A 20,905-nucleotide genomic window follows, 5' to 3' on the forward strand; every position below is an offset into this window, starting at 1 on the left:
TCCTTCGTTCCTGCGTTTCCGACTCTATCAGATCTTTCCGGACCCGATTTCCTCGGCGCTTTCCGGTCCAAGCCGCTTTCGCGCTTTTCCCTTCCGGCGTTTCCAACTCTACCAGATCATTTCCGTGCCGTTTCCGGCTTGGATTTGAATTCGGTGGCCGTTGGGGGCCTTTGCCTTTCGGCAGGTCCGCTACGTTAGCCGATTTCCTCGGCGCCTCATAATCGAGCCGCGAAGAGCGAATTCAGGCACGCCGAATTCGACCCCGTCAGGGGTGATCGCAGTAGTGGGTTGGCCGCTTTCGGGTCTGTTGAAACAGGTACCCGTCTCAAGCGGCTCGGGCTACACTACGCCTCCCCCAACCCCGGGTCAAGCCGGACGGCGGCGCGGCACGTGGGCCCGGTAGGGGCTGACGGTGGGGTCGTCGACGAGCCAGAAGCGCCAGGGGTGGTGGGCGCCGACTCCCCCGACTCCCGTGCGCGGTCCGCTGCGGACCAGGTCGGCGGGTGCAGGGGTGCCGGCCGCGAGGGAGAGGGGGGAGTCCGGGCCGGCGCAGAGGTCCGTGCCGTCGAGGGTGCGGTCCACGTCGAGGGCGGTGGCCAGCCGGGCGGGCCCCTTGGCCAGTTCTCTGTGGTTCTTGGCTGAGAGTCGACGTTTGAGAGCCAGGTCGGCGCCCTTGGTGATCTCACCGGCGCGCAGGAGGACCCCGCTCGCCGTCCCCTCGGGTCCGCACACCAGGTTCAGGCTGAACCACATGCCGTAGATGAAGTAGACGTACGCGTGACCGGGCGGGCCGAACATCGAGGCGTTGCGGGCCGTGCGGCCGCGGTAGGCGTGGGAGCCCGGGTCGGCCTGTCCGCCGTACGCCTCCACCTCCGTGATGCGGAGCTCGATCGGGCCCTCGGGGGTGCGGCGGACCAGGGTGCGGCCCAGGAGGTCGGGGGCCACCGTGAGGACCGGCCGGTCGAAGAAGGTGCGGGGCAGGGGCGTACGGTCGGGGCGCGCGCTCATCCGTCCGAGCGTAGTGGAAGCCCCCTGGCTGGAACCTGGGCCTAAGGTTCCAGCGTTTGTACAGGTGCAGAGCCGATAGAGGGAGAGACAGACGCATGGGGTTCAAGAAGCTGTTCGCGAGCCTGGGTGCCGGCGGCGCCTCCGTGGACACGATCATCACCGAGCCGAACGTGGTCCCGGGCGGAATCGTCCAGGGCGAGGTGCGGATCCAGGGCGGTTCCGTCGCCCAGCAGATCGAGGGGCTGTCGGTCGGCCTGCAGGCGCGGGTCGAGGTCGAGAGCGGTGACCACGAGGTCAAGCAGGACATCGTCTTCGTCAAGCAGAAGCTCGGCGGCGCCTTCCAGGTCGAGGCGGGCGCGGTGCACGTGGTGCCGTTCAGCCTGGAGATCCCCTGGGAGACCCCGGTGACCCACTTCGGGGGGCACCACCTGCAGGGCATGAACATCGGTGTCAGCACGGAGCTGGAGATCGCGCGCGCGGTCGACGCCGGCGACCTGGACCCGATCAACGTGCACCCGCTGCCGGCGCAGCAGGCGATCCTGGACGCCTTCGGGCAGTTGGGCTTCCGCTTCCGGAGTGCGGACATGGAGCGGGGGCACATCCGCGGCACCCGCCAGACGCTCCCCTTCTACCAGGAGATCGAGTTCCTGCCGCCGCAGCAGTACCACGGTCTGAACCAGGTGGAGCTGACCTTCGTGGCCGACGCCCACGAGATGGACGTCGTCCTGGAGATGGACAAGAAGCCGGGTCTGTTCAGCGAGGGCAGCGACACCTTCCGCGCCTTCAAGGTGGGGCAGCACAGCTACCAGAGCACCAACTGGGCCGCCTACCTCAACGAGTGGATCGCGTCCGTCGGCTCCAAGCGCAACTGGCTCTAGTACCGGCTTCCAGGAGGAGATCGCAGTGTCCGGGACCACCAGGCCTCCCCTTCCGCACGACTTCCACCCCGAGGTGCCGGCCTTCACGGTGACCAGCGCGGACCTCGCGCCGGGTGCCGACCTGGCGCCGGCGCAGGTGCTCTCCGGGGCGAACCTCTCCCCGCAGCTGCGGTGGGAGGGCTTCCCCGAGGGGACGAAGAGCTTCGCGGTGACCTGCTTCGACCCCGACGCCCCCACGGGCAGCGGGTTCTGGCACTGGGTGCTGTTCAACCTGCCCGCCTCCGTCACGGAGCTGGCGGCGGGCGCGGGCAGCGGGAAGTTTGAAGGACTGCCGCCGGGTGCGGTGCAGGTGCGCAACGACTACGGGACCAAGGACTTCGGCGGTGCGGCTCCGCCGGCCGGGGAGCGGCACCGGTACGTGTTCACCGTCTACGCGGTGGACCGGGAGGAGCTGGGTCCGGATGCGGACGCGTCTCCTGCGGTCGTCGGATTCCACCTGCGGTTCCACGCGCTGGGGCGGGCCCAGCTGATCGGCGAGTACGAGGCTCCGGCGGGGAGCTGATCGCGGGCTGATCGTTCGCCGGCAGTTTGCCCGGTCCTGGTCTAAAGATGGCCGGGGCCGGGCATTTTTATTGCGTTGTCCCGCGTGGCGCGCGCGGCCAGAGTGGTTGCGGGCCCTGCTGCCAGGGTGGTCGCGGGCCTGCGCACGGGAGGTGGGCGAGATGCGGGACACGCTGGTGCTGAACGCGAGCTTCGAGCCGCTGTCGACGGTTTCCATGAGCCGGGCCGTGGTCCTGGTGCTCCAGGACAAGGCCGTGGTCGAGCAGTCCCACCCCGAGCTCCGTGTGCGTGCCGCCGCGGTCGATCTCCCGGTGCCGCGGGTGATCAGGCTCTGCAGGTACGTCCGGGTGCCCTTCCGAAGACACGCCCCGTGGTCGCGGAGGGGGGTGCTGGCGCGGGACCAGCACAGGTGCGCGTACTGCGGGCGGCGGGCGACGACCGTGGACCACGTACTGCCCAAGTCCCTGGGGGGCGGGGACACCTGGCTGAACACGGTGGCCTCCTGCGCCGAGGACAACCACCGCAAGGCGGCGCGGACGCCGGAGGAGGCGGGGATGCCGCTGCTGCGCAAGCCGTTCGTGCCGAGCCCGGCCGACGCGATGCTGTACTCGCTGGGGCCGGGCCGGCGCGGGGCGCTGCCGGAGTGGCTGGGGCTGCCGGCGGCGTAGTTCCCGTACGTCCGTCAGCGGACGAGCAGTTGGACGATCGCGAGGACGCCTACCGTCACGATGACCGCGCGCAGCACGGTCGGCGGGAGGCGTCTTCCGAGTTTGGCGCCGATCTGGCCGCCGAGGGTGGAGCCGGCGGCGATCAGGAGGACCGCGGTCCAGTCGAACTCGGCGACGAAGAGGAAGAAGACGGCCGCGATGCCGTTGACGAGCGCGGCGACCACGTTCTTGACGGCGTTGATGCGCTGCAGGTCCTCGTGGAGGAGCAGGCCCATCAGCGCGAGGTAGAGGACTCCCTGGGCGGCGCCGAAGTAGCCCCCGTACGCGCTGGACAGGAGCATGCCGCCGAGGAGGGCGGGGCCGCCGTCGGGGTGCGGGCCGGGGCCGCCGCGGCGCTCCTGGCGGGCGCGCAGCGCGCGGGCGAGCCGGGGCTGGACGACGACGAGCACCAGGGCGATGCCGATGAGCACCGGAACGATGGTGTCGAAGGACTCGGAGGGCAGGGTCACCAGGAGGACGGCGCCGCCGAGTCCGCCGATGAGGGAGACGAGTCCGAGGCGCAGGACGCGGCGGCCCTGGCCGGCGAGTTCCTTGCGGTAGCCGATGGCCCCGCTGATCGAACCGGGTACGAGGCCGAGGGTGTTGGAGACGTTCGCGGTGACCGGCGGGAGTCCGGTGGCGAGCAGGACGGGGAAGGTGATGAGGGTGCCGGAGCCGACGATCGTGTTGATCGTGCCGGCTCCGACACCGGCGGCGAGGACCGCGAGTGATTCCCAGATGGACAAGGCCATCTCCTTCGAGCGAGTGAGTCGCCTCCCCGCCGTGAAGGTCGGGGGGCCTCACCGATCATGCAGGAGGGTGCCGGTGGATCAGTCGATCGGGGGCTGTTCGCGGCGCTCCGCGGCGGGGCCGCCGCTCTGCTGCTGGGGGACGGTGTTGAAGCCGCTGGGGCCGCTGCCGCCGGGCCCGAAGTTGCCGATGGCCCCGCTGAGGCCCTTGAGGGCGTCGCCGATCTCGCTGGGGACGATCCAGAGCTTGTTGGCGTCGCCCTCGGCGATCTTCGGGAGCATCTGGAGGTACTGGTACGAGAGGAGCTTCTGGTCCGGGTCGCCGGCGTGGATGGCCTCGAAGACCGTACGGACGGCCTGGGCCTCGCCCTCGGCGCGCAGGGCGGCGGCCTTGGCGTCACCTTCGGCGCGGAGGATGGAGGACTGCTTCTCGCCCTCGGCGCGGAGGATCTCGGACTGGCGGACGCCCTCGGCCTGGAGGATCGCGGCGCGCTTGTCGCGGTCGGCGCGCATCTGCTTCTCCATCGAGTCCTGGATGGAGGTGGGGGGCTCGATGGCCTTGAGCTCGACGCGGTTGACGCGGATGCCCCACTTGCCGGTGGCCTCGTCGAGGACTCCGCGGAGGGCCGCGTTGATCTCCTCGCGGGAGGTCAGGGTCCGCTCCAGGTCCATGCCGCCGATGATGTTGCGGAGGGTGGTGACGGTGAGCTGCTCGATGGCCTGGATGTAGCTGGCCACCTCGTAGGTCGCGGCGCGGGCGTCGGTCACCTGGTAGTAGATGACGGTGTCGATGTTGACGACCAGGTTGTCCTGGGTGATGACCGGCTGCGGCGGGAAGGGGACGACCTGTTCGCGGAGGTCGATCCGGTTGCGGATCGAGTCGATGAACGGGACGACGATGTTGAGGCCCGCGTTGAGGGTGCGGGTGTAGCGGCCGAACCGCTCGACGATGGCTGCGCTGGCCTGCGGGATGACCTGGATGGTCTTGACCAGGGCGATGAAGACCAGCACCACCAGAATGATCAGGACGATGATGATCGGTTGCATGCGGTTCCCCGTACCCCTTCTCGCTGCGTGTCCTGGCCCGTTGGGCTCAGCGACCCTTGTGCGGAGTCTTTCAGACGGCGGTGGGTGAGGCACCGGATTCGGCCACACGGCCAGTCATAAGACTGATCACACGACCCGTCTGACCAGGTGTCACATGACGACGGCGGTCGCCCCGTCGATCTCGACCACGTCCACCTGCTGACCCGGTTCGAAGCTGGTGTCCCCGTCGAGGGTGCGGGCGCTCCAGATCTCGCCGGCGAGCTTGATGCGGCCGCCCGAGCCGTCGACGCGCTCGAGGACCACGGCCGTGCGGCCCCTCAAGGCGTCGACGCCGCTGGCGAACTGGGGGTTCTGCGAGCGGTGCCGCCGGGCGATCGGCCGGACCACGGCGATCAGGGCCACCGAGACGGCGACGAACACCAGGACTTGTACGACCACTCCCCCGCCCAGCGCCGCGGTGATCGCCGCGGCGACCGCACCCGCGGAGAACATGCCGAATTCCGGCATGGCGGTCAGGACGAGCGGTATGCCCAGTCCGACCGCGCCGATGAGCCACCACACCCACGCGTCGATGTCCACATGGTCATGGTAGGTCGGCCGGGCGCGGTCCGGACAGGGTGCGGCGGCGGGTGCCGTCGGCTGCTGGCGCCGGGGGTGCTTGCGGCTTGCTGTCAGCCGGAGTTGGCGCCGGGCCGGCGCATCAGCGCAGGGGGAGGCCCTGGGCGGTCCAGCGGTCGCCGCCGGTGCGCTCGACGACGAGCGGCAGGCCGAAGCAGAGGGAGAGGTTCCGGGAGGTCAGTTCGAGGTCGATGGGGCCCGCGGCGACCACCTTGCCCTGACGGATCATCAGGACGTGGGTGAAGCCGGGGGCGATCTCCTCCACGTGGTGGGTGACCATCGCCATGGCGGGCGCCAGCGGGTCGCGGGCGAGGCGGCCGAGGCGGCGTACCAGGTCCTCGCGGCCGCCGAGGTCGAGGCCGGCGGCGGGCTCGTCGAGGAGCAGGAGCTCGGGGTCGGTCATCAGGGCGCGGGCGATCAGGGTGCGCTTGCGCTCGCCCTCGGAGAGCGTGCCGAACTTCCGCTCGAGGTAGGCGGTCATGCCCAGGCGGTCGAGGAAGGCGCGGGCGCGCTGCTCGTCCACCTCCTCGTACTCCTCCTGCCAGCCGGCCGTCATGCCGTACGCGGCGGTCAGGACGGTCTGGAGGACGGTCTGGCGCCTGGGCAGCTTGTCGGCCATCGCGATGCCGGCCACGCCGATGCGGGGGCGCAGCTCGAAGACGTCCACCTTGCCGAGGGTGCTGCCGAGGACGGAGGCGGTGCCCTTGGTGGGGAAGAGGTAGCTCGACGCGATGTTGAGGAGGGTGGTCTTGCCGGCGCCGTTCGGGCCGAGGATCACCCAGCGCTCGCCCTCCTTGACCGACCAGGAGACCTGGTCCACCAGAGCCCGGCCCTCGCGGACCACGGATACGTCCACCAGCTCCAGCACATCGCTCATGAGCGCGTTGTCTCCCATTGCAGTCTTGGTTGTCACAGTGCGCCTGTGGGCGCAGCCCCAGGGGAAAACCTACGCCACTCGGGGCGGGGGCCGCGGACGAGGGCCCGTGGACGACGGGATCCGCAGCGGGTCCCTAGGGTGGGGGGATGCTGTGGGAACCACGTTCAGGGCGGCTGGCCGCCTGGGGTAATGCGTTGCTGGGCGGCTTTGCGTCGCCGGACGAGGCCGTGCTCGCGGCCGTGGGTACGGATTCCGTACACCGGGTCGAGGGGCTGCCGGGAGAACCGGGGCGGGTGGGCCTGACGCTGGCGCTGGGCCGGCTGCGGGCGCTCGGGGTCACGGGGCTGCGGGTGGCGCTGCCCGCGCCGGGGCATCCGCTGGGGCTGAGCGGGCCCCCCGAGTTCAATGCGCGGGCGCTGGAGGCGGAGGAGGCCGTGGTGTGCGCGGGGGCGGCGCTGGGGCTCGTACCGGAGGTCGTGGAGGCGGGGCCGGGACCCGGGGTGCGCGGTGGGGAGGTGCACGTCGACGACGTTCATGTGGAGGTGGTCTGGCACTGCCTGCCGGTACGGGAGGCCCCGCCGGCGGACGTGCCGTCGCTGGCCGAGGCGGAGCGGGAGCTCGCGGAGGGGCTGCGGGAGGCGACGGAGGTGCTGACCCGGCTCGACGTGGCCGCGTCGGGGCCGGCGGCGGAGGCGGCGCGGGACGCGTACCGGGCGCGGGCGGACCGGGGCCGGGAACTGCTGGCGCCGGGGTATCCGCCGCGGGCGGTGCGGGTGCTGGAGCTGGCGCAGCGGATTGCGCTGCTGGTGGAGATGGCGGAGGGGCGCGGGGGTGGCGCCGGGGGGCGCGGGGGCGCGGGGGCGCACGGGGGTGCGGTGGCGGCTTCGGAGATGGCGGCTCGGGCGGAGGCGCTGCGGCCGGTGGAGCGGGTGGCCCGGCGGGCGATGGTGGCGGCGTACGGGGCGTATGTGGAGGAGCAGGGAAGGGGGCGGGGGTAGGGGTAGGGGGTGCGTGAGCGGGGGTGGGGGTGAGCGGGGCTGCGGCAGAGGTGCGGGATGCGCTGCGGCCCCGCGTCCCGGAGGGGAGGGGGCGGGGCCGCTGGTCGCCGTCGGCGCCGGGGGTGGCGGGCCGGTGGGCGGGGTGGGGCGGGTGGGTCAGTGGTTGAGACCCGAGTTGCCGAAGGCGGGGTTCAGCAGGCCGATGACGGTGGCGCTGTTGCCCACGGCGTTGACCGGGATGTGGACGGGGACCTGTACGAGGTTCCCGGAGCCGACGCCGGGCGAGTTCAGGGCCTCGCCGTCCGCGTGCGCGCCGCCGTGGGCGGCGGAGACGCCGGCGCCGGCGGCGAGCAGGCCGCCCGCGATCATGGTGACGGCAGCGGCCTTCTTGAAGTTCTTCACTTTCACGCCTTCCAGTCGTTCGCCGCGGACGGCTTCGCCGCGGCACGTCATGGAGAACGGGTGGGGGGCGGGCAGGATGCGCCATGTGGGCGACATGCACCCGACGGTATGAATCTCATTCCGTACGTTTACCCGGGGCGGGGGGGCAGGGGGCACGGGGGGGGCCGGGTGGGGTGGGTGGGGTGGGGTGGTGCGGGTTGGCCGCTGCGCGGGGCTTTCCCCTACCCGCCCCTTCCCGAAAGCGGGGGCTCCGCCCCCGCACCCCCGCGCCTCAAGCGCCGGCGGGGCTGGAATTTGCCGGGGGTGGGTGGGGCGGTGCGGGTGGGTGGGTGGTTGGGGGTTAGCGGGTGAGGTTGTGGCGGACGGCGTAGAGGGCGGCTTGGGTGCGGTCTGCCAGGTCCAGTTTCATGAGGATGTTCGAGACGTGGGTTTTGACCGTCTTCTCCGAGAGGACCAGCGCGCGGGCGATCTCGCGGTTGGAGCGGCCGTCGGCGATCAGGCCGAGGACCTCGCGTTCGCGTTCGGTGAGGGTGGCGCCGCGGCTGCCGGACGGCGGGCGGTCCTCATGGGAGAGGAGTGCCTCCGCCACCTCCGGCTGGAGCAGGACGTGCCCGGCGTGGACGGAGCGGATGGCGTCGGCGAGGGCGTCGGGGTCGATGTCCTTGTAGACGTAGCCCGCGGCGCCCGCGCGCAGGGCGGGGACGACCGTGCGCTGCTCGGTGAAGCTGGTGACGATCAGGACGCGGGCCGGGTTCTCCAGGGCGCGCAGCCTGCGCAGGGCCTCGATGCCGTCGGTGCCGGGCATCTTGATGTCCATCAGGACCACGTCGGGGCGCAGCTCCTCGGCGGCGGCGATGCCGGACTCGCCGTCGGCGGCCTCCCCGACGACCTCGATGTCCTCCTGCACCTCCAGGAAGGTGCGCAGGCCCCGCCGTACGACCTGGTGGTCGTCGACGAGCAGGACGGCGATCTTGGCGCTGCGGGTGTCAGCCACCGGGGACCTCCATGTCGATCGTGGTGCCCGCGCCGGGCGCGGAGGTGACGGTGAGGGTGCCGCCGGCTCCGGCGGCACGGTCGCGCATGGAGACGAGGCCGAGGTGCCGGCCGGCCCGGCGGACGGTCTTCGGGTCGAAGCCGCGGCCGTCGTCGGTGATGCGCAGGAGGGCGCCGGGGCCGCTGCGGGAGAGCGTGACGGCCACGGTCGCGGCCCCGGAGTGGCGCAGGGCGTTGTGGAGGGCCTCTTGGGAGACCCGCAGCAGCGCCTCCTCCTGGGCGGCGGGCAGGGCCCGCACCCCTTCGCAGGTGAAGGTGACGCGGGCGCTGTGGGCGCGGTCGAGTACCCGGATCTGGGTGCGGAGGGTGGCGACGAGCCCGTCCTCGTCGAGGGCGGCGGGGCGGAGCTCGACCACGGCGGCGCGCAGCTCCTCGGCGGCCTCTGCGGCGAGTACGGCGACCTGGTGCAGCTCCCCCTTGGCGCGGGCGGGGTCGCGGTCGACGAGGGCCGCGGCGGCCTGGGCGGTGAGGCGCAGGGAGAAGAGCTTCTGGCTGACGGCGTCGTGCAGCTCGTGGGCGAGGCGGGAGCGTTCCTCGGCGATGGTGAGCTCGCGGCTGCGCTCGTAGAGGCGGGCGTTGGTGAGGGCTATGGCGGCGTGCTGGGCGAGGATGCCGAGGACGTCCTCGTCCTCTTCCGTGAACCCGCAGCCGCCGCCGGGGCGCGGGCAGCGCTTGTTGGCGAGGAAGAGGGCGCCGAGGGTCTCCTCACCGTCGCGGATGGGCAGCCCGAGGAAGTCGGACATGTCGGGGTGGGCGGCGGGCCAGCCCTCGAAGCGGGGGTCCTTGCGGACGTCGGCGAGGCGCTCGGGGCCGGGGTGGTGGAGCATCGCGGCGAGGATGCCGTGCTGGCGGGGCAGGGGGCCGATCCTGCGCCACTGCTCTTCGCTGACCCCGTCCACGACGAACTGCGCGAAGCCCCCGTGGTCGTCGGGTACGCCGAGGGCCGCGTACTCGGCGTCCAGGAGCTCCCGGGCCGAGGCGACGATCGTCTTGAGCACGTCGCGGACCTCGAGCTGGCGGCTCATGGCCAGCAGGGCGGTGGAGACGGCGGCCAGTCCGCTGCGGGGGCTGTGGCTCATGTGGATCACCGTACCGGCGGGCCCGGGCGGGGGGATCGGGCGCGGGGACCAGGTCCCGGGGACTAGTCCCGGGTACGAGGGAGTCCCTTCCGGAGTTCGGCGGGGGGGCGGTTCTGCGACTCCGAATAACGGGGTGCTGCCGCGTGTCTCTGCCTTCGGAAGGAGTTCGGGGGCGCTCGTCTGCTACTCAAGGATGAGTTCGATGACGGTATGCATTGCTGCCGCAACCGACGGTGAGACTGTTACGCCTCCGATGTGAGCCCGCGCATAGGACGCACATCACTTACGAAGGAGCCTAGTGGACGGATAAAGGCGCGATTAAGGCCGGTCTGGTCAGTGTCGGGCGCCGAAATCCGGGCTTCTCGGGGCCCCGTGATCCACTAAGCGGCTTCGTACGTCACTCCTTTGCCACAGGATTTTGCCGCCGCTAAGAATGGCCACCGCCGCAAGGCACCGCGGATCCCCGGATCCACGGATCCCCGCAGTGCTCACCTGCGGCCCCGCTCTTCGAAAAGGTTGCTTGCCCATGTCTGCGTCCAGCACTCCCGGTCATAGCCGTCTCACCAAGGCCCACAAGATTTCGATCGCCGGTGTCGCCTCCCTCGGTGCCGCCGCCCTGGTCTTCTCCCTGGTCCCGGCCGAGAACGGCAAGACCGAGGTCGTCGGCGCCGCGCCCGTGAACTGGTCGCAGAGCCTGAACGGCGGGCACGAGGTCCTCCAGACGAGCCTCGAGCAGCAGCACCTGACCGTCGAGAAGGCCGCCAAGGCCGCCGCGAAGGCCCAGGCCGACGCCAAGGCGAAGGCGAAGGCCAAGGCCAAGGCGGACGCCGAGGCCCGGGCGAAGGCGGCCGCGAAGGCGAAGGCCGAGGCCAAGGCGAAGGCCGAGCGGGCGAAGAAGCAGGCCGCGAGCCGCGCCGCCGCCCGCAAGCCGGTCTTCGCGAACAACCTGGACGGCTGGATCCGCGAGGCGCTGCACATCATGAAGCGCGAGGGCATCCCGGGCTCGTACTCGGGCATCCACCGCAACATCATCCGCGAGTCCGGCGGCAACCCGATGGCGATCAACAACTGGGACATCAACGCCCAGAACGGCATCCCCTCGAAGGGCCTGCTGCAGGTGATCTACCCGACCTTCGCCGCGTACCACGTCAAGGGCACGAAGTTCGACCAGTACGACCCGGTCGCCAACATCGTCGCGGCCTGCAACTACGCCGCCGACCGCTACGGCTCCATGGACAACGTGAACAGCGCCTACTGACGGGCCCCGGAAGGGCCGCAGGAGGGCTGCCGGCGGGCCGCTGACGGCCCCGGGCCCCCGCGGCACCCCCCGTACCCCCCATGCGCCGCAGGGCGGCACCCGGAGAGATCCGGGTGCCGCCCTGCGGCGTTCTGGCGCGTGCGCGCGTGCCCCTGCGGGGGCTACTTGCGCATGACCTCCGGCTCGTGGCGGCGCAGCAGGCGCGCGACCGCGAACCCGCAGGCGATGCCGATGAGCAGCAGGATGCCGATGTTGAGGCCCCACTGGCCGGTGGTGGCCTCCCACAGCGGGTCGGTGTTGGTGGGGTTGTCGTGGTCCCACGGCGGCATGAGCACGGCGAGGTTCAGGGTGCTGCCGGAGGCGGCGATGGCCCAGCGGGAGGGCATCAGCCAGGCGAACTGCTCCAGGCCGGGCGAGTCGTACACCTGGAAGAGGATGCCGGTGAACACGACCTGGACGATCGCGAACATCACGAGCAGCGGCATCGTCTTCTCGGCGGTCTTGACCAGCGAGGAGATGACCAGGCCGAACATCATCGAGGTGAAGCCGAGGGCGGTCACCGCGACGCAGAGCTCCACGGCGGGCGGCATGACCAGGCCCTCGGCGGGCAGGTCGCGCGGGGCGAAGCCGATGAGGCAGATGATGGCGCCCTGGAGGGCCGTGATGAGGCCCAGGACGATGATCTTGGACATCAGGTAGGCGGAGCGGGACAGGCCGGTGGCGCGCTCCCGCTCGTAGATGACCCGTTCCTTGATCAGCTCGCGGACGGAGTTGGCGGCGCCCGAGAAGCACATGCCGACCGCGAGGATCAGCATGATCGTGCCCGCGTCGCCGTTGAAGCGGGACGGGGGCTTCGGCGGCGCGAGGCCGAAGGTGGCCGGGATGACCGTGGAGACCACGCCGAGTACGGCGGGCAGGATCAGCATCAGGGCCATGAAGCCCTTGTCCGAGGCGATCACCGCGAGGTAGCGGCGGATCAGCGTGAGGAGCTGCGCTCCCCAGGCCTGCGGCTTCGGCGGCTGCATCTGGGCGGTCGGCATGGTCACCGACTGGGGGGCGACCGCGTCGAGGTCGGCGGCGTACAGCTGGTAGTGCTGCGAGCCCTTCCAGCGGCCGGCCCAGTCGTAGTCGCGGTAGTTCTCGAAGGCGGAGAAGACGTCGGCCCAGGTGGTGTAGCCGAAGAAGTTCAGCGCCTCGTCCGGCGGGCCGAAGTAGGCGACCGCGCCGCCCGGGGCCATCACCAGCAGCTTGTCGCAGAGGGCCAGCTCGGCCACGGAGTGCGTGACCACGAGGACCGTGCGGCCGTCGTCGGCGAGCCCGCGCAGCAGCTGCATGACATCGCGGTCCATGCCCGGGTCGAGGCCCGAGGTGGGCTCGTCCAGGAAGATCAGCGAGGGCTTGGTGAGCAGCTCCAGGGCCACGGACACGCGCTTGCGCTGTCCGCCCGAGAGCGAGGTGATCTTCTTGTCCTTGTGGATGTCGAGCTTCAGCTCGCGCAGGACCTCGTCGATGCGGGCGGCGCGCTCGGACTCGGCGGTGTCGCCGGGGAAGCGGAGCTTGGCCGCGTACTTGAGGGCCGTCCGGACGGTCAGCTCCTTGTGCAGGATGTCGTCCTGCGGGACCAGGCCGATGCGCTGGCGGAGCTCTGCGAACTGCTTGTACAGGTTGCGGTTGTCGTAGAGGACGTCGCCCTGGTTGGCGGGGCGGTAGCCGGTCAGCGCCTTGAGCAGCGTGGACTTGCCGGAGCCCGAGGGGCCGATGACCGCGACGAGCGACTTCTCGGGGACCCCGAAGGAGACGTCCTTGAGGATCTGCTTGCCGCCGTCGACCGTGACGGTCAGGTGGCGGGCGGAGAAGGAGACCTCGCCGGTGTCGACGAACTCCTCCAGCCGGTCCCCGACGATGCGGAAGGTGGAGTGGCCGACGCCGACGATGTCGTTCGGGCCGAGGAGCGCGGTGCCGGACTTGGCCAGCGGCTGGCCGTTGACGTAGGTGCCGTTGTGGCTGCCGAGGTCGTGGATCTCGAAGCGGCCGCCGGTGGAGCGGAACTCCGCGTGGTGGCGCGAGACCTGGAGGTCGGACACGACCAGCTCGTTGTCCAGCGCACGGCCGATGCGCATGACGCGGCCGAGCGAGAGCTGGTGGAAGGTGGTCGGGCTCCGGTCGCCGTAGGCGGCGCCGCCCGCGGCGGGGCGCGGGGCGCCCTGCTGCGGGGGGACCTGCCCCTGGTGCTGCTGGTACGGGACCTTCTGGGCCAGCTGCTCCTGCGGTACGTGCTGCCCCGGGACCTGCTGGTGCCCTGGTGCCTGCTGGTGGCCCGGGACCTGCTGTCCGGGCACCTGCTGCGGGTACGCCCCCTGGCCCGGGTACGCGCCCTGGCCCGGGTAGGGCGCCTGGCCGTGCCCGCCCTGGCCGTGAGGGCCCGCCTGGGCACCCGCCCCTGACGGAGCGACTGCGGGGGCGGCGGCGGTGAGGCTCAGCCGCGGACCGTCCGTCGCGTTGCCGAGGTGGACCACGGACCCCGCGCCGAGGTCCAGGCGCTGCACGCGCCGGCCCTGGGCATAAGTGCCGTTGGTGCTGCCGTGGTCCTCGACGGCCCAGCCCCCGCCGGTCCAGCTGATGGTGGCGTGCCGCCACGAGACCCGCGCGTCGTCGATCACCACGTCGCCCTGGGGGTCGCGCCCCAGGGTGTACGACCTGGACGGATCGAGGGCCCAGGTCCTTCCGTTCAATTCCAGTACGAGTTCCGGCACTCCATGCCCCACTTGTTGTCCCCCGATGCCCCCTGACAGCAGGGAGTCTAGGGATGGCGAACTTCGGGGGGAACTATTTCAGGCCCGCGGCCGGAAGTGGAATCCGGGCCCCGGGGGGCACTCTGCGGCAAGGCGATTGACGACTCCGAAATACGCCCGGAGAGTGGTAAATGCCCATGAGTGCGCACGGATCATGCGTGAATGCCGCAACTCGTGATGATCGGGATGATCAGCATCATCTGAAGGAATCGGGGTCCTTTCCATGGACGGGTACGAACGCCACCGCGCAGAAGCCCCGTTCACCCCCGCTCCCGGGTCTGCAGCTCCCGGGTCTGCGGCCCGCGCGTCTGCGGCCCGCGCGTCCTCCGTCCTGGCGGACGCGGTGGCTGCGGTGGGCTGGGCCCTGGCCGCGATGGCCGCGGTTGGCGGCGGCCGGGCTGCACCTCCTGGGTGCGGACTCCGGAGCGCCGGCGAGGCTGGCTTTTGCCGGGGTGGGTGGGCAGGTGCAGGTGCAGGTGGGTGGGTGGCGGGTGGTTTCGGGGCTCCGCCCCGTGCCGTGCCGCGCTGGGGGCGGGTGGGCGAAGGGAGGGTGGCGGGGAAGCGGGCCGTGGCGGCGTCCGCGCCGCACCCCCGCCCGCGGCGGGCGCGGCGTGGCGGCGTCCGGCAGGCGGGACGGCTCGTGCCCGGGTGCGGGACAGGGGATACGGTGAGGTCACCATGAGCGCTTCGCAGACCTCCGACGTCCCCACCCTCCTCGTCAAGATCTTCGGCAAGGACCGTCCCGGGATCACCGCCGGGCTGTTCGACACCCTCGCCGCCTACTCCGTCGACGTGGTCGACATCGAGCAGGTGGTCACCCGCGGCCGCATCGTCCTGTGCGCGCTGGTGACCCGTCCGGCCGTGCCGGGCGGCGAAGGCGAGCTGAGAGCGACCGTGCACAGCTGGGCCGAGTCGCTCAAGCTGCAGGCGGAGATCATCTCCGGTACGGGCGACAACCGTCCCCGCGGCAGCGGCCGCTCGCACGTGACCGTGCTCGGCCACCCGCTGACCGCAGAGTCCACCGCCGCGATCGCGGCCCGTATCACCTCGACCGGCGGCAATATCGACCGTATCTTCCGGCTGGCCAAGTACCCGGTGACGGCAGTGGAGTTCGCCGTGTCGGGTGCGGACACCGAGCCGCTGCGCACGGCCCTGGCCACGGAGGCCGCGCAGATCGGTGTGGACGTCGCGGTGGTCTCCGCGGGTCTGCACCGGCGGGCGCAGCGCCTCATCGTGATGGACGTCGACTCGACGCTCATCCAGGACGAGGTCATCGAGCTGTTCGCGGCCCACGCGGGCTGCGAGGACAAGGTGGCCGCGGTCACCGAGCAGGCGATGCGCGGCGAGCTGGACTTCGAGCAGTCCCTGCACGCCCGGGTGGCGCTGCTCGCGGGCCTGGACGCCTCGGTGGTGGACAAGGTGCGGGCCGAGGTGCAGCTGACCCCGGGTGCGCGGACCCTGATCCGGACCCTGAAGAGCCTCGGCTTCCAGGTGGGCGTGGTGTCCGGCGGCTTCACGCAGGTGACCGACGACCTGAAGGAGCGGCTCGGGCTGGACTTCGCCTCGGCCAACACCCTGGAGATCGTGGACGGCAAGCTGACCGGCCGGGTCACGGGCGAGATCGTGGACCGGGCGGGCAAGGCCCGGCTGCTGCGCCGGTTCGCGGCGGAGGCGGGCGTACCGCTCTCTCAGACCGTGGCGATCGGCGACGGCGCCAACGACCTCGACATGCTGAACGCGGCCGGGCTCGGCGTGGCCTTCAACGCGAAGCCGGTGGTGCGGGAGGCCGCGCACACGGCGGTCAACGTGCCCTTCCTCGACACGGTGTTGTACCTGCTGGGCATCACGCGCGAAGAGGTGGAGGCGGCGGACCTGGCCTGACGGGACCCGATTGGTCAGCCCCGCCCGCGCAGGAGGGCCCCCGCCGGAACGTACCGGCGGGGGCCCTTCTGCGTACTGCGTGGCGCTGGGTCGTGCTCCGGCGCGCCGGGGCGGCGGCAGCCCGTCAGTGCTTCGGCATCCAGAAGTCCAGCAGCGTCCCGATCCCGGGCTCGACGGCCTTCCACGGTCCGCTGAAGCCGATCACGGCGAGGGCTGCGGTGGGGAAGCCGCTGCGGGCCATGCGGACGAGCGTGTCGTCCTTGGCGCCGCCGGACAGGATTTCGGCCAGTGCCTGCATTCCGGGGTTGTGCCCGATGACGAGCAGGTCGCCGACGGTGTCCGGGGTCTCGTTGAGTACGGCGATGAGCTCGCCGGGCGAGGCCTCGTACAGCCGCTCCTCGTAGACGGTCCTCGGCCGGTGCGGTTGCTCCTGTACGGCGATCTTCCAGGTCTCGCGGGTGCGGACGGCCGTGGAGCACAGGGCCAGGTCGAAGGTGATGCCGGTCTCGGCCAGCTTCAGTCCGACGGCCGACGCCTCCGTGCGCCCGCGGTCGGCCAGGGGCCTGTCGTGGTCGGAGACCTGGGGCCAGTCTGCCTTCGCGTGCCGGAGGAGGACGATCCTGCGGGGTGTGTCGGCGCTCATGGTCACCAGCTTCGCATGAAATGAGCCACCGGGCGCAGGGTGTTGACGCTCTCACCCGCCCGTGGGACGCGCACCCCGGCGCGCGGCGGGGCAGGGCGTCCGCCGGGCGGGAGCCCGAGCCCAGAGCCCCAGCCCAGAGCACCAGCCCGGGGTCCTGGCCCGGGGCTCAGTCACCAGCACTAGCCCAGGGCCCGCAGGATGTCCTCGACGAACACCGCGAGGCCGGGTAGGGAGCCGGGCCCGGAGGCCGCTGCTCCGCCGGAGCCGGCGAGGAGGGTCATGAGGGCGGCGAAGGCGAGGACGGGGAGGGCCAGGGCCCACCAGCGCAGCCGGGTGTCGGCCGCACCGCCCGCGGGGCGCCTGCGGCGGGGGGCCGGGGCCGTGGGCCGCGACGGCCGGGTCTGGACCGGTGCCGACATGTCCGCCTCCGCAGGTGCTGTGTTCCGTGTCCCGGCTGGCTGCCGTTCCACTGACGAATCTACGAGCCTGCGGCGGCCGTTCCCATCAGGTTTTCCACCCACTCCACCCTGAGCCGCACCCCCTAGGGGACGGTGGGGTTAACCCCACCGTGCCGCCGGAGCGGCGGGGGCCTCAGGGGGAGGCGATCGAGGCGATGATCGCGATGACGACCGTCACGCCGAGCATGGCGCCGAGCACGATGGCCAGCTTCTTGCGGCCGTCTTGGGGGTTCGGTTCGAGTACGGACATGGGCTCAGTCTCCCATGCCGCATTCGTCCTCGATCGTGCGGTCCCGGCCGGCCAGTACGCCGAGCAGGATCTGCGGGACCATCAGTGCGCCCATCAGGGCCAGCGGGAGGTCCCAGCCGCCGCTGTGCTGGTAGAGCATGCCGATGAGCAGGGGGCCGGGGATGGAGATGAGGTAGCCGGTGCTCTGTGCGAAGGCCGACAGCCTGGCTACGCCCGCGGTGGTCCGGGCGCGCAGGCCGATCATGGTGATGACCAGGGGGAAGGCGCAGTTGGAGACGCCGAGCAGCAGGGCCCAGGCCCAGGCTCCGGCGGCCGGGGCGAAGTACAGGCCGGCGTACCCGCTGAGGCCGAAGAGGCCGAGCACCACGGCGACGGCGCCCTGGTTGCGCAGGGCTCCGGCGACGCGCGGGATGACGAAGGCCAGGGGTACGCCCATGACCATGGTGACGGCGAGGAGTACGCCCGCGGTGCCCGCGGAGACCCCGGCGTCGCGGAAGATCTGCGGGAGCCAGCCCATCGTGACGTACGCGCCGGTGGCCTGGAGGCCGAAGTAGCAGGCCAGGGCCCAGGCGGTGCGGCTGCGGCCGACCCGCGGCCCGGCGGTCGCAGCCGGATGCCCCGGACCCGCAGCCCCTGCCGCCCCCGCAGCCCCTGCCGCGGCCTGTTCGCGGCGGGCCTCGCGGGCCACCGGGAGCCAGGGCAGTACGGCGATGACGGCCAGGACGGCCCAGACCAGCAGGCCGGTGCGCCAACTGCCGCCGAGCGCCTGGGTCATGGGGACGGTCACGGCGGCGGCGACGGAGGTGCCGGCGGCCAGGGCCATGGAGTACAGGCCGGTGACGGTGCCGACGCGGTCGGGGAACCAGCGCTTGACGATCACGGGCAGGAGCACGTTGGTGAGGGCGATGCCCGCCAGGGTGAGGGCGCTGGCCGCGAGGAAGCCGACGGTGCCCCCCGCGAAGGGGCGGATGACCAGGCCGGCCGCGACGGCGGCCATCGCGGCGCACACGACGGCCGCGGGGCCGAAGCGGCGGGCGAGGCGCGGGGCGGTGATGCCGAAGAGGGCGAAGCAGAGCGCGGGTACGGAGGTGAGGAATCCCGCGACGGTGGCGCTCATGCCGAGGCCCTCGCGGGTCTCCTCCAGGAGGGCGCCGAGGCTGGTGATGGCCGGGCGGAGGTTGAGGGCGGCCAGGAAGATCGCGGCGAGGAGGGCCGGGGCGAACCAGCCGGGCAGGGCGCGGACCCCGTCCGCGGGGCGGGCGGCGGCGCCGTCCCGGGTACGGGGCACGGTGTCGCGGCGGGGCGCAGGGGCGGCGGCTCCCCCTGCCGCCGTACGGTTCAGAACCTGGATCTCATCGTCGGCCATTCCCCCATCATAGAATCATGGGATGATTGGTTGTCCAATCATGCGCAAGAATCCGCACGCACCGACAAGACCGGCAAGTCCGGCCGCCAAGACCGACTAGACCGACTAGCCCGCCTAGACCGGCAAGAGACCGCACACACCGAGAGGGCCCCATGCCGCTGACCTCGCCCCGGCGATCCGCACTCGTCGACCAGGTGATCGCCCAGCTCAGGAACCAGATCGTGTCGGGAGAGTGGCCGGTGGGCTCCCGGATCCCGACCGAGCCCGAGCTGGTCGAGCTGCTGGGCGTGGCCCGGAACACGGTCCGGGAGGCGGTGCGGGCGCTGGCGCACAACGGCCTGCTCGACATCCGGCAGGGCTCGGGCACGTACGTCGTGGCCACGAGCGAGCTGGCCGGGGTCATGCACCGGCGGTTCGCGGGGGCGGATCCCCGGCACATCGCGGAGCTGCGCTCGACCCTGGAGTCCTCGGCGGCGCGGCTCGCGGCGGAGCGGCGCACCGGCCGCGACCTGGCCCAGCTCGACGCCCTGCTGGCACGGCGGGAGAAGGCGTGGGCGGGCGGGGACGCCGAGGTGTTCGTGGCGGCGGACGTGAGCCTGCACATGGCGGTGGTGGCGGCCTCGCACAACGACGTGCTCATCGCCCTGTACGCCGACCTCGGCGACCTGCTGCGGGACTGGCTGCGCGAGGACGTCGGCACCGAGCTCACCCCGGACACCCACATGGACCACGCCCGGCTGGTCGAGGCGATCCGCCGCGGGGACGGGGACACGGCGGCGTCGGAGGCCGCGGGCTACCCCCTCCAGTGGCTGCGGGAGGCCCCCGCGCCGGCGCCCGGGGAGTAAGCGGCGAGCGGCTGCGGTCAGCCCGGCCGGTGGCTGACCCAGGCCGTACGGACCTCCTTCCAGCACCGGCCGGTGAGCTCCACGCGCTCCGCCGGGCCGACGGGGACCGCGGCGCCGTCCCCGTCCACGTCCCACCAGCGCTCGCACTCGACGTGGAGCCGGACCAGGTCGGTGCGCGGGTACGGGTTGTGGCAGTACACCGTGACGAGCGAGCCCCGGATGCGGGTGTCGCAGTCGGAGCCGAAGAGCCGGTCGGACGGGGGCCGGGCCGGCTGTGCGGGCGGCTCGGCGGGCAGGTCCGCGGGGTTCACGACGGCGGTGTCGGAGGCGGGGGCGAGCCCGGGGCCGTAGCCGGAGCCGGGTGCGTAGCCGGGGCCGGACCCGAAGCCGGGGGCCGCGCCGCCCGCCCGGGCCGCCGCCCCGGGGACGAGGAGTCCGGTCAGCACCACCGAGGTGACCAGCAGCGCCACCGCTCCGCTCGGCCTGGGACGCACCGCCGCACCTCCTCCCCGCCGCGCACCGGGAAGATCCCGACCCGGTCAGTTTGCAGGCATTTGTCCGGATCTTCGACTCGGGCCACCCGGCCGGCCCCCGGAAAACGGCGACGGCCGCGGCCCCTCGCGGAGCCGCGGCCGTACGGGGCCGGTACCTGCCGGGCGGTCAGGCGCCCATCGCGTGCAGGCCGCCGTCCACGTGCACGATCTCGCCGGTGGTCTTCGGGAACCAGTCCGACAGCAGCGCGACCACGCCGCGGCCCGCGGGCTCCGGGTCCGCCATGTCCCACTCCATCGGCGAACGGTGGTTCCACACGTCCGCGAGCTCGCCGAAGCCCGGGATGGACTTGGCGGCCATGGAGCCGATCGGGCCGGCCGAGACCAGGTTGCAGCGGACGCCCTCCTTGCCCAGGTCGCGGGCGAGGTAGCGGCTGGTGGCCTCCAGGGCGGCCTTGGCCGGGCCCATCCAGTCGTACTGCGGCCAGGCGTACTGGGCGTCGAAGGTCAGGCCGACGACGGCCGCGCCCTCCGCCGGGAACAGCGGCTTGCAGGCCATGGTCAGGGACTTCAGGGAGAAGGCCGAGACGTGCATGGCGGTGGCCACCGACTCGAAGGGGGTGTTGAGGAAGTTGCCGCCCAGGGCGTCCTGCGGGGCGAAGCCGATCGAGTGCACGACCCCGTCGAGGCCGCCGAGCTCCTCGCGGACCAGGCCCTCCAGGCGGGCGAGGTGCTCCTCGTTGGTGACGTCGAGCTCGATCACCTTGGCGGGCTTGGGCAGCTTGCGGGCGATCCGCTCGGTGAGGGTCGGCCGGGGGAAGGCGGTGAGGATGACCTCGGCGCCCTGCTCCTGCGCGAGCCTCGCGGTGTGGAAGGCGATGGAGGACTCCATCAGCACACCGGTGATGAGGATCCGCTTGCCTTCGAGAATTCCGCTCATGGTG

General features: G+C 72.1%; 22 protein-coding genes. 7 read left to right on the top strand and 15 right to left on the bottom strand.

Translation table 11 applies throughout. The features are described from left to right. Positions 1 to 366: 366 nt before the first annotated feature. Positions 367 to 1,008 carry a DNA-3-methyladenine glycosylase gene (locus tag ACZ7JZ_RS34965; protein WP_470946912.1) on the bottom strand — a complete coding sequence of 214 codons (642 nt, stop codon included), beginning with the start codon at positions 1,006 to 1,008 and terminating at the stop codon, positions 367 to 369. A 95-nt stretch (positions 1,009 to 1,103) separates the two neighbouring features. Between ACZ7JZ_RS34965 and ACZ7JZ_RS34970 the strand changes: the two genes are divergently transcribed. The 3 genes from ACZ7JZ_RS34970 (at position 1,104) to ACZ7JZ_RS34980 (ending at position 3,115) form a co-directional block, all read left to right on the top strand. Then, a complete protein-coding gene (locus tag ACZ7JZ_RS34970) occupies positions 1,104 to 1,886 on the top strand; it encodes a sporulation protein (protein WP_470946914.1) in 783 nt (260 codons plus the stop codon). 25 nt (positions 1,887 to 1,911) lie between these two features. Next, the gene (locus ACZ7JZ_RS34975; protein WP_470946917.1) at positions 1,912 to 2,448 is read left to right on the top strand and encodes a YbhB/YbcL family Raf kinase inhibitor-like protein; all 537 of its coding nucleotides are present in this window, start codon (positions 1,912 to 1,914) and stop codon (positions 2,446 to 2,448) included. Between the two features lie 160 nt (positions 2,449 to 2,608). Next, positions 2,609 to 3,115: an HNH endonuclease gene (locus ACZ7JZ_RS34980; RefSeq protein WP_470946918.1), complete on the top strand. Its 507-nt coding sequence runs from the start codon at positions 2,609 to 2,611 to the stop codon at positions 3,113 to 3,115. A gap of 14 nt (positions 3,116 to 3,129) precedes the next feature. Here ACZ7JZ_RS34980 and ACZ7JZ_RS34985 read toward each other — a convergent pair whose 3' ends face one another. The 4 genes from ACZ7JZ_RS34985 to ACZ7JZ_RS35000 form a co-directional block, all read right to left on the bottom strand. After that, on the bottom strand, positions 3,130 to 3,900 hold the full coding sequence (locus ACZ7JZ_RS34985; RefSeq protein ID WP_470946921.1) for a sulfite exporter TauE/SafE family protein: 771 nt from the start codon (positions 3,898 to 3,900) through the stop codon (positions 3,130 to 3,132). A gap of 84 nt (positions 3,901 to 3,984) precedes the next feature. Continuing rightward, complete coding sequence (locus ACZ7JZ_RS34990; RefSeq protein WP_470946923.1) at positions 3,985 to 4,950, bottom strand: SPFH domain-containing protein; 966 nt, start codon at positions 4,948 to 4,950, stop codon at positions 3,985 to 3,987. 150 nt (positions 4,951 to 5,100) lie between these two features. Beyond that, a complete protein-coding gene (locus ACZ7JZ_RS34995) occupies positions 5,101 to 5,529 on the bottom strand; it encodes an NfeD family protein (RefSeq protein WP_470946925.1) in 429 nt (142 codons plus the stop codon). Between the two features lie 121 nt (positions 5,530 to 5,650). Continuing rightward, positions 5,651 to 6,445, bottom strand: a complete 795-nt coding sequence (locus ACZ7JZ_RS35000) for an ABC transporter ATP-binding protein (protein WP_470946927.1) — start codon at positions 6,443 to 6,445, stop codon at positions 5,651 to 5,653. Positions 6,446 to 6,591: 146 nt separating this feature from the next. Here ACZ7JZ_RS35000 and ACZ7JZ_RS35005 point away from each other — a divergent pair, with 146 nt between their 5' ends. Further along, on the top strand, positions 6,592 to 7,443 hold the full coding sequence (locus ACZ7JZ_RS35005; protein ID WP_470946929.1) for a hypothetical protein: 852 nt from the start codon (positions 6,592 to 6,594) through the stop codon (positions 7,441 to 7,443). A gap of 156 nt (positions 7,444 to 7,599) precedes the next feature. On the opposite strand, the gene ACZ7JZ_RS35010 is transcribed toward ACZ7JZ_RS35005, so the two are convergent. The 3 genes from ACZ7JZ_RS35010 to ACZ7JZ_RS35020 all read right to left on the bottom strand — a co-directional run bounded on the left by ACZ7JZ_RS35010 (position 7,600) and on the right by ACZ7JZ_RS35020 (position 9,977). Continuing rightward, the gene (locus tag ACZ7JZ_RS35010) at positions 7,600 to 7,845 is read right to left on the bottom strand and encodes a chaplin (RefSeq protein WP_470946971.1); all 246 of its coding nucleotides are present in this window, start codon (positions 7,843 to 7,845) and stop codon (positions 7,600 to 7,602) included. 340 nt (positions 7,846 to 8,185) lie between these two features. Further along, entirely contained in the window at positions 8,186 to 8,839 is a 654-nt protein-coding gene (locus tag ACZ7JZ_RS35015; protein WP_470946931.1) for a response regulator, read from the bottom strand. After that, complete coding sequence (locus ACZ7JZ_RS35020) at positions 8,832 to 9,977, bottom strand: GAF domain-containing sensor histidine kinase (RefSeq protein ID WP_470946932.1); 1,146 nt, start codon at positions 9,975 to 9,977, stop codon at positions 8,832 to 8,834. The genes ACZ7JZ_RS35015 and ACZ7JZ_RS35020 overlap by 8 nt, the downstream gene beginning before the upstream one ends. A 526-nt stretch (positions 9,978 to 10,503) precedes the next feature. On the opposite strand from ACZ7JZ_RS35020, the gene ACZ7JZ_RS35025 reads away from it, so the two are divergent. Beyond that, positions 10,504 to 11,235 (top strand): transglycosylase SLT domain-containing protein, encoded by a 732-nt coding sequence (locus ACZ7JZ_RS35025; protein ID WP_470946934.1) that lies wholly within the window; start codon positions 10,504 to 10,506, stop codon positions 11,233 to 11,235. A gap of 161 nt (positions 11,236 to 11,396) precedes the next feature. Here the strand turns inward: ACZ7JZ_RS35025 and ACZ7JZ_RS35030 are convergent, their stop codons facing one another. Continuing rightward, positions 11,397 to 13,988 (bottom strand): ABC transporter ATP-binding protein/permease, encoded by a 2,592-nt coding sequence (locus tag ACZ7JZ_RS35030; protein ID WP_470946937.1) that lies wholly within the window; start codon positions 13,986 to 13,988, stop codon positions 11,397 to 11,399. 717 nt (positions 13,989 to 14,705) lie between these two features. Between ACZ7JZ_RS35030 and serB the strand changes: the two genes are divergently transcribed. Beyond that, positions 14,706 to 15,908, top strand: a complete 1,203-nt coding sequence (gene serB / locus ACZ7JZ_RS35035; protein WP_470946939.1) for a phosphoserine phosphatase SerB — start codon at positions 14,706 to 14,708, stop codon at positions 15,906 to 15,908. 124 nt (positions 15,909 to 16,032) lie between these two features. On the opposite strand, the gene ACZ7JZ_RS35040 is transcribed toward serB, so the two are convergent. The 4 genes from ACZ7JZ_RS35040 to ACZ7JZ_RS35055 form a co-directional block, all read right to left on the bottom strand. Then, complete coding sequence (locus ACZ7JZ_RS35040; protein WP_470946942.1) at positions 16,033 to 16,551, bottom strand: SixA phosphatase family protein; 519 nt, start codon at positions 16,549 to 16,551, stop codon at positions 16,033 to 16,035. Positions 16,552 to 16,730: 179 nt separating this feature from the next. Next, the gene (locus tag ACZ7JZ_RS35045) at positions 16,731 to 16,970 is read right to left on the bottom strand and encodes a hypothetical protein (RefSeq protein WP_470946945.1); all 240 of its coding nucleotides are present in this window, start codon (positions 16,968 to 16,970) and stop codon (positions 16,731 to 16,733) included. A gap of 172 nt (positions 16,971 to 17,142) precedes the next feature. Then, positions 17,143 to 17,259, bottom strand: a complete 117-nt coding sequence (locus tag ACZ7JZ_RS35050) for an SGM_5486 family transporter-associated protein (RefSeq protein WP_470946946.1) — start codon at positions 17,257 to 17,259, stop codon at positions 17,143 to 17,145. 4 nt (positions 17,260 to 17,263) lie between these two features. Continuing rightward, entirely contained in the window at positions 17,264 to 18,625 is a 1,362-nt protein-coding gene (locus ACZ7JZ_RS35055; protein ID WP_470946947.1) for a CynX/NimT family MFS transporter, read from the bottom strand. A gap of 152 nt (positions 18,626 to 18,777) precedes the next feature. Here ACZ7JZ_RS35055 and ACZ7JZ_RS35060 point away from each other — a divergent pair, with 152 nt between their 5' ends. Continuing rightward, a complete protein-coding gene (locus ACZ7JZ_RS35060; RefSeq protein ID WP_470946949.1) occupies positions 18,778 to 19,470 on the top strand; it encodes a FadR/GntR family transcriptional regulator in 693 nt (230 codons plus the stop codon). A 17-nt stretch (positions 19,471 to 19,487) separates the two neighbouring features. On the opposite strand, the gene ACZ7JZ_RS35065 is transcribed toward ACZ7JZ_RS35060, so the two are convergent. Together ACZ7JZ_RS35065 and fabI are read right to left on the bottom strand one after the other, a co-directional pair. Further along, on the bottom strand, positions 19,488 to 19,781 hold the full coding sequence (locus ACZ7JZ_RS35065; RefSeq protein ID WP_470946973.1) for a hypothetical protein: 294 nt from the start codon (positions 19,779 to 19,781) through the stop codon (positions 19,488 to 19,490). Between the two features lie 349 nt (positions 19,782 to 20,130). Then, complete coding sequence (gene fabI, locus ACZ7JZ_RS35070) at positions 20,131 to 20,901, bottom strand: enoyl-ACP reductase FabI (RefSeq protein WP_470946952.1); 771 nt, start codon at positions 20,899 to 20,901, stop codon at positions 20,131 to 20,133. Between the last annotated feature and the right edge of the window lie 4 nt (positions 20,902 to 20,905).

The organism is Streptomyces sp. NPDC038213, assembly GCF_055600495.1.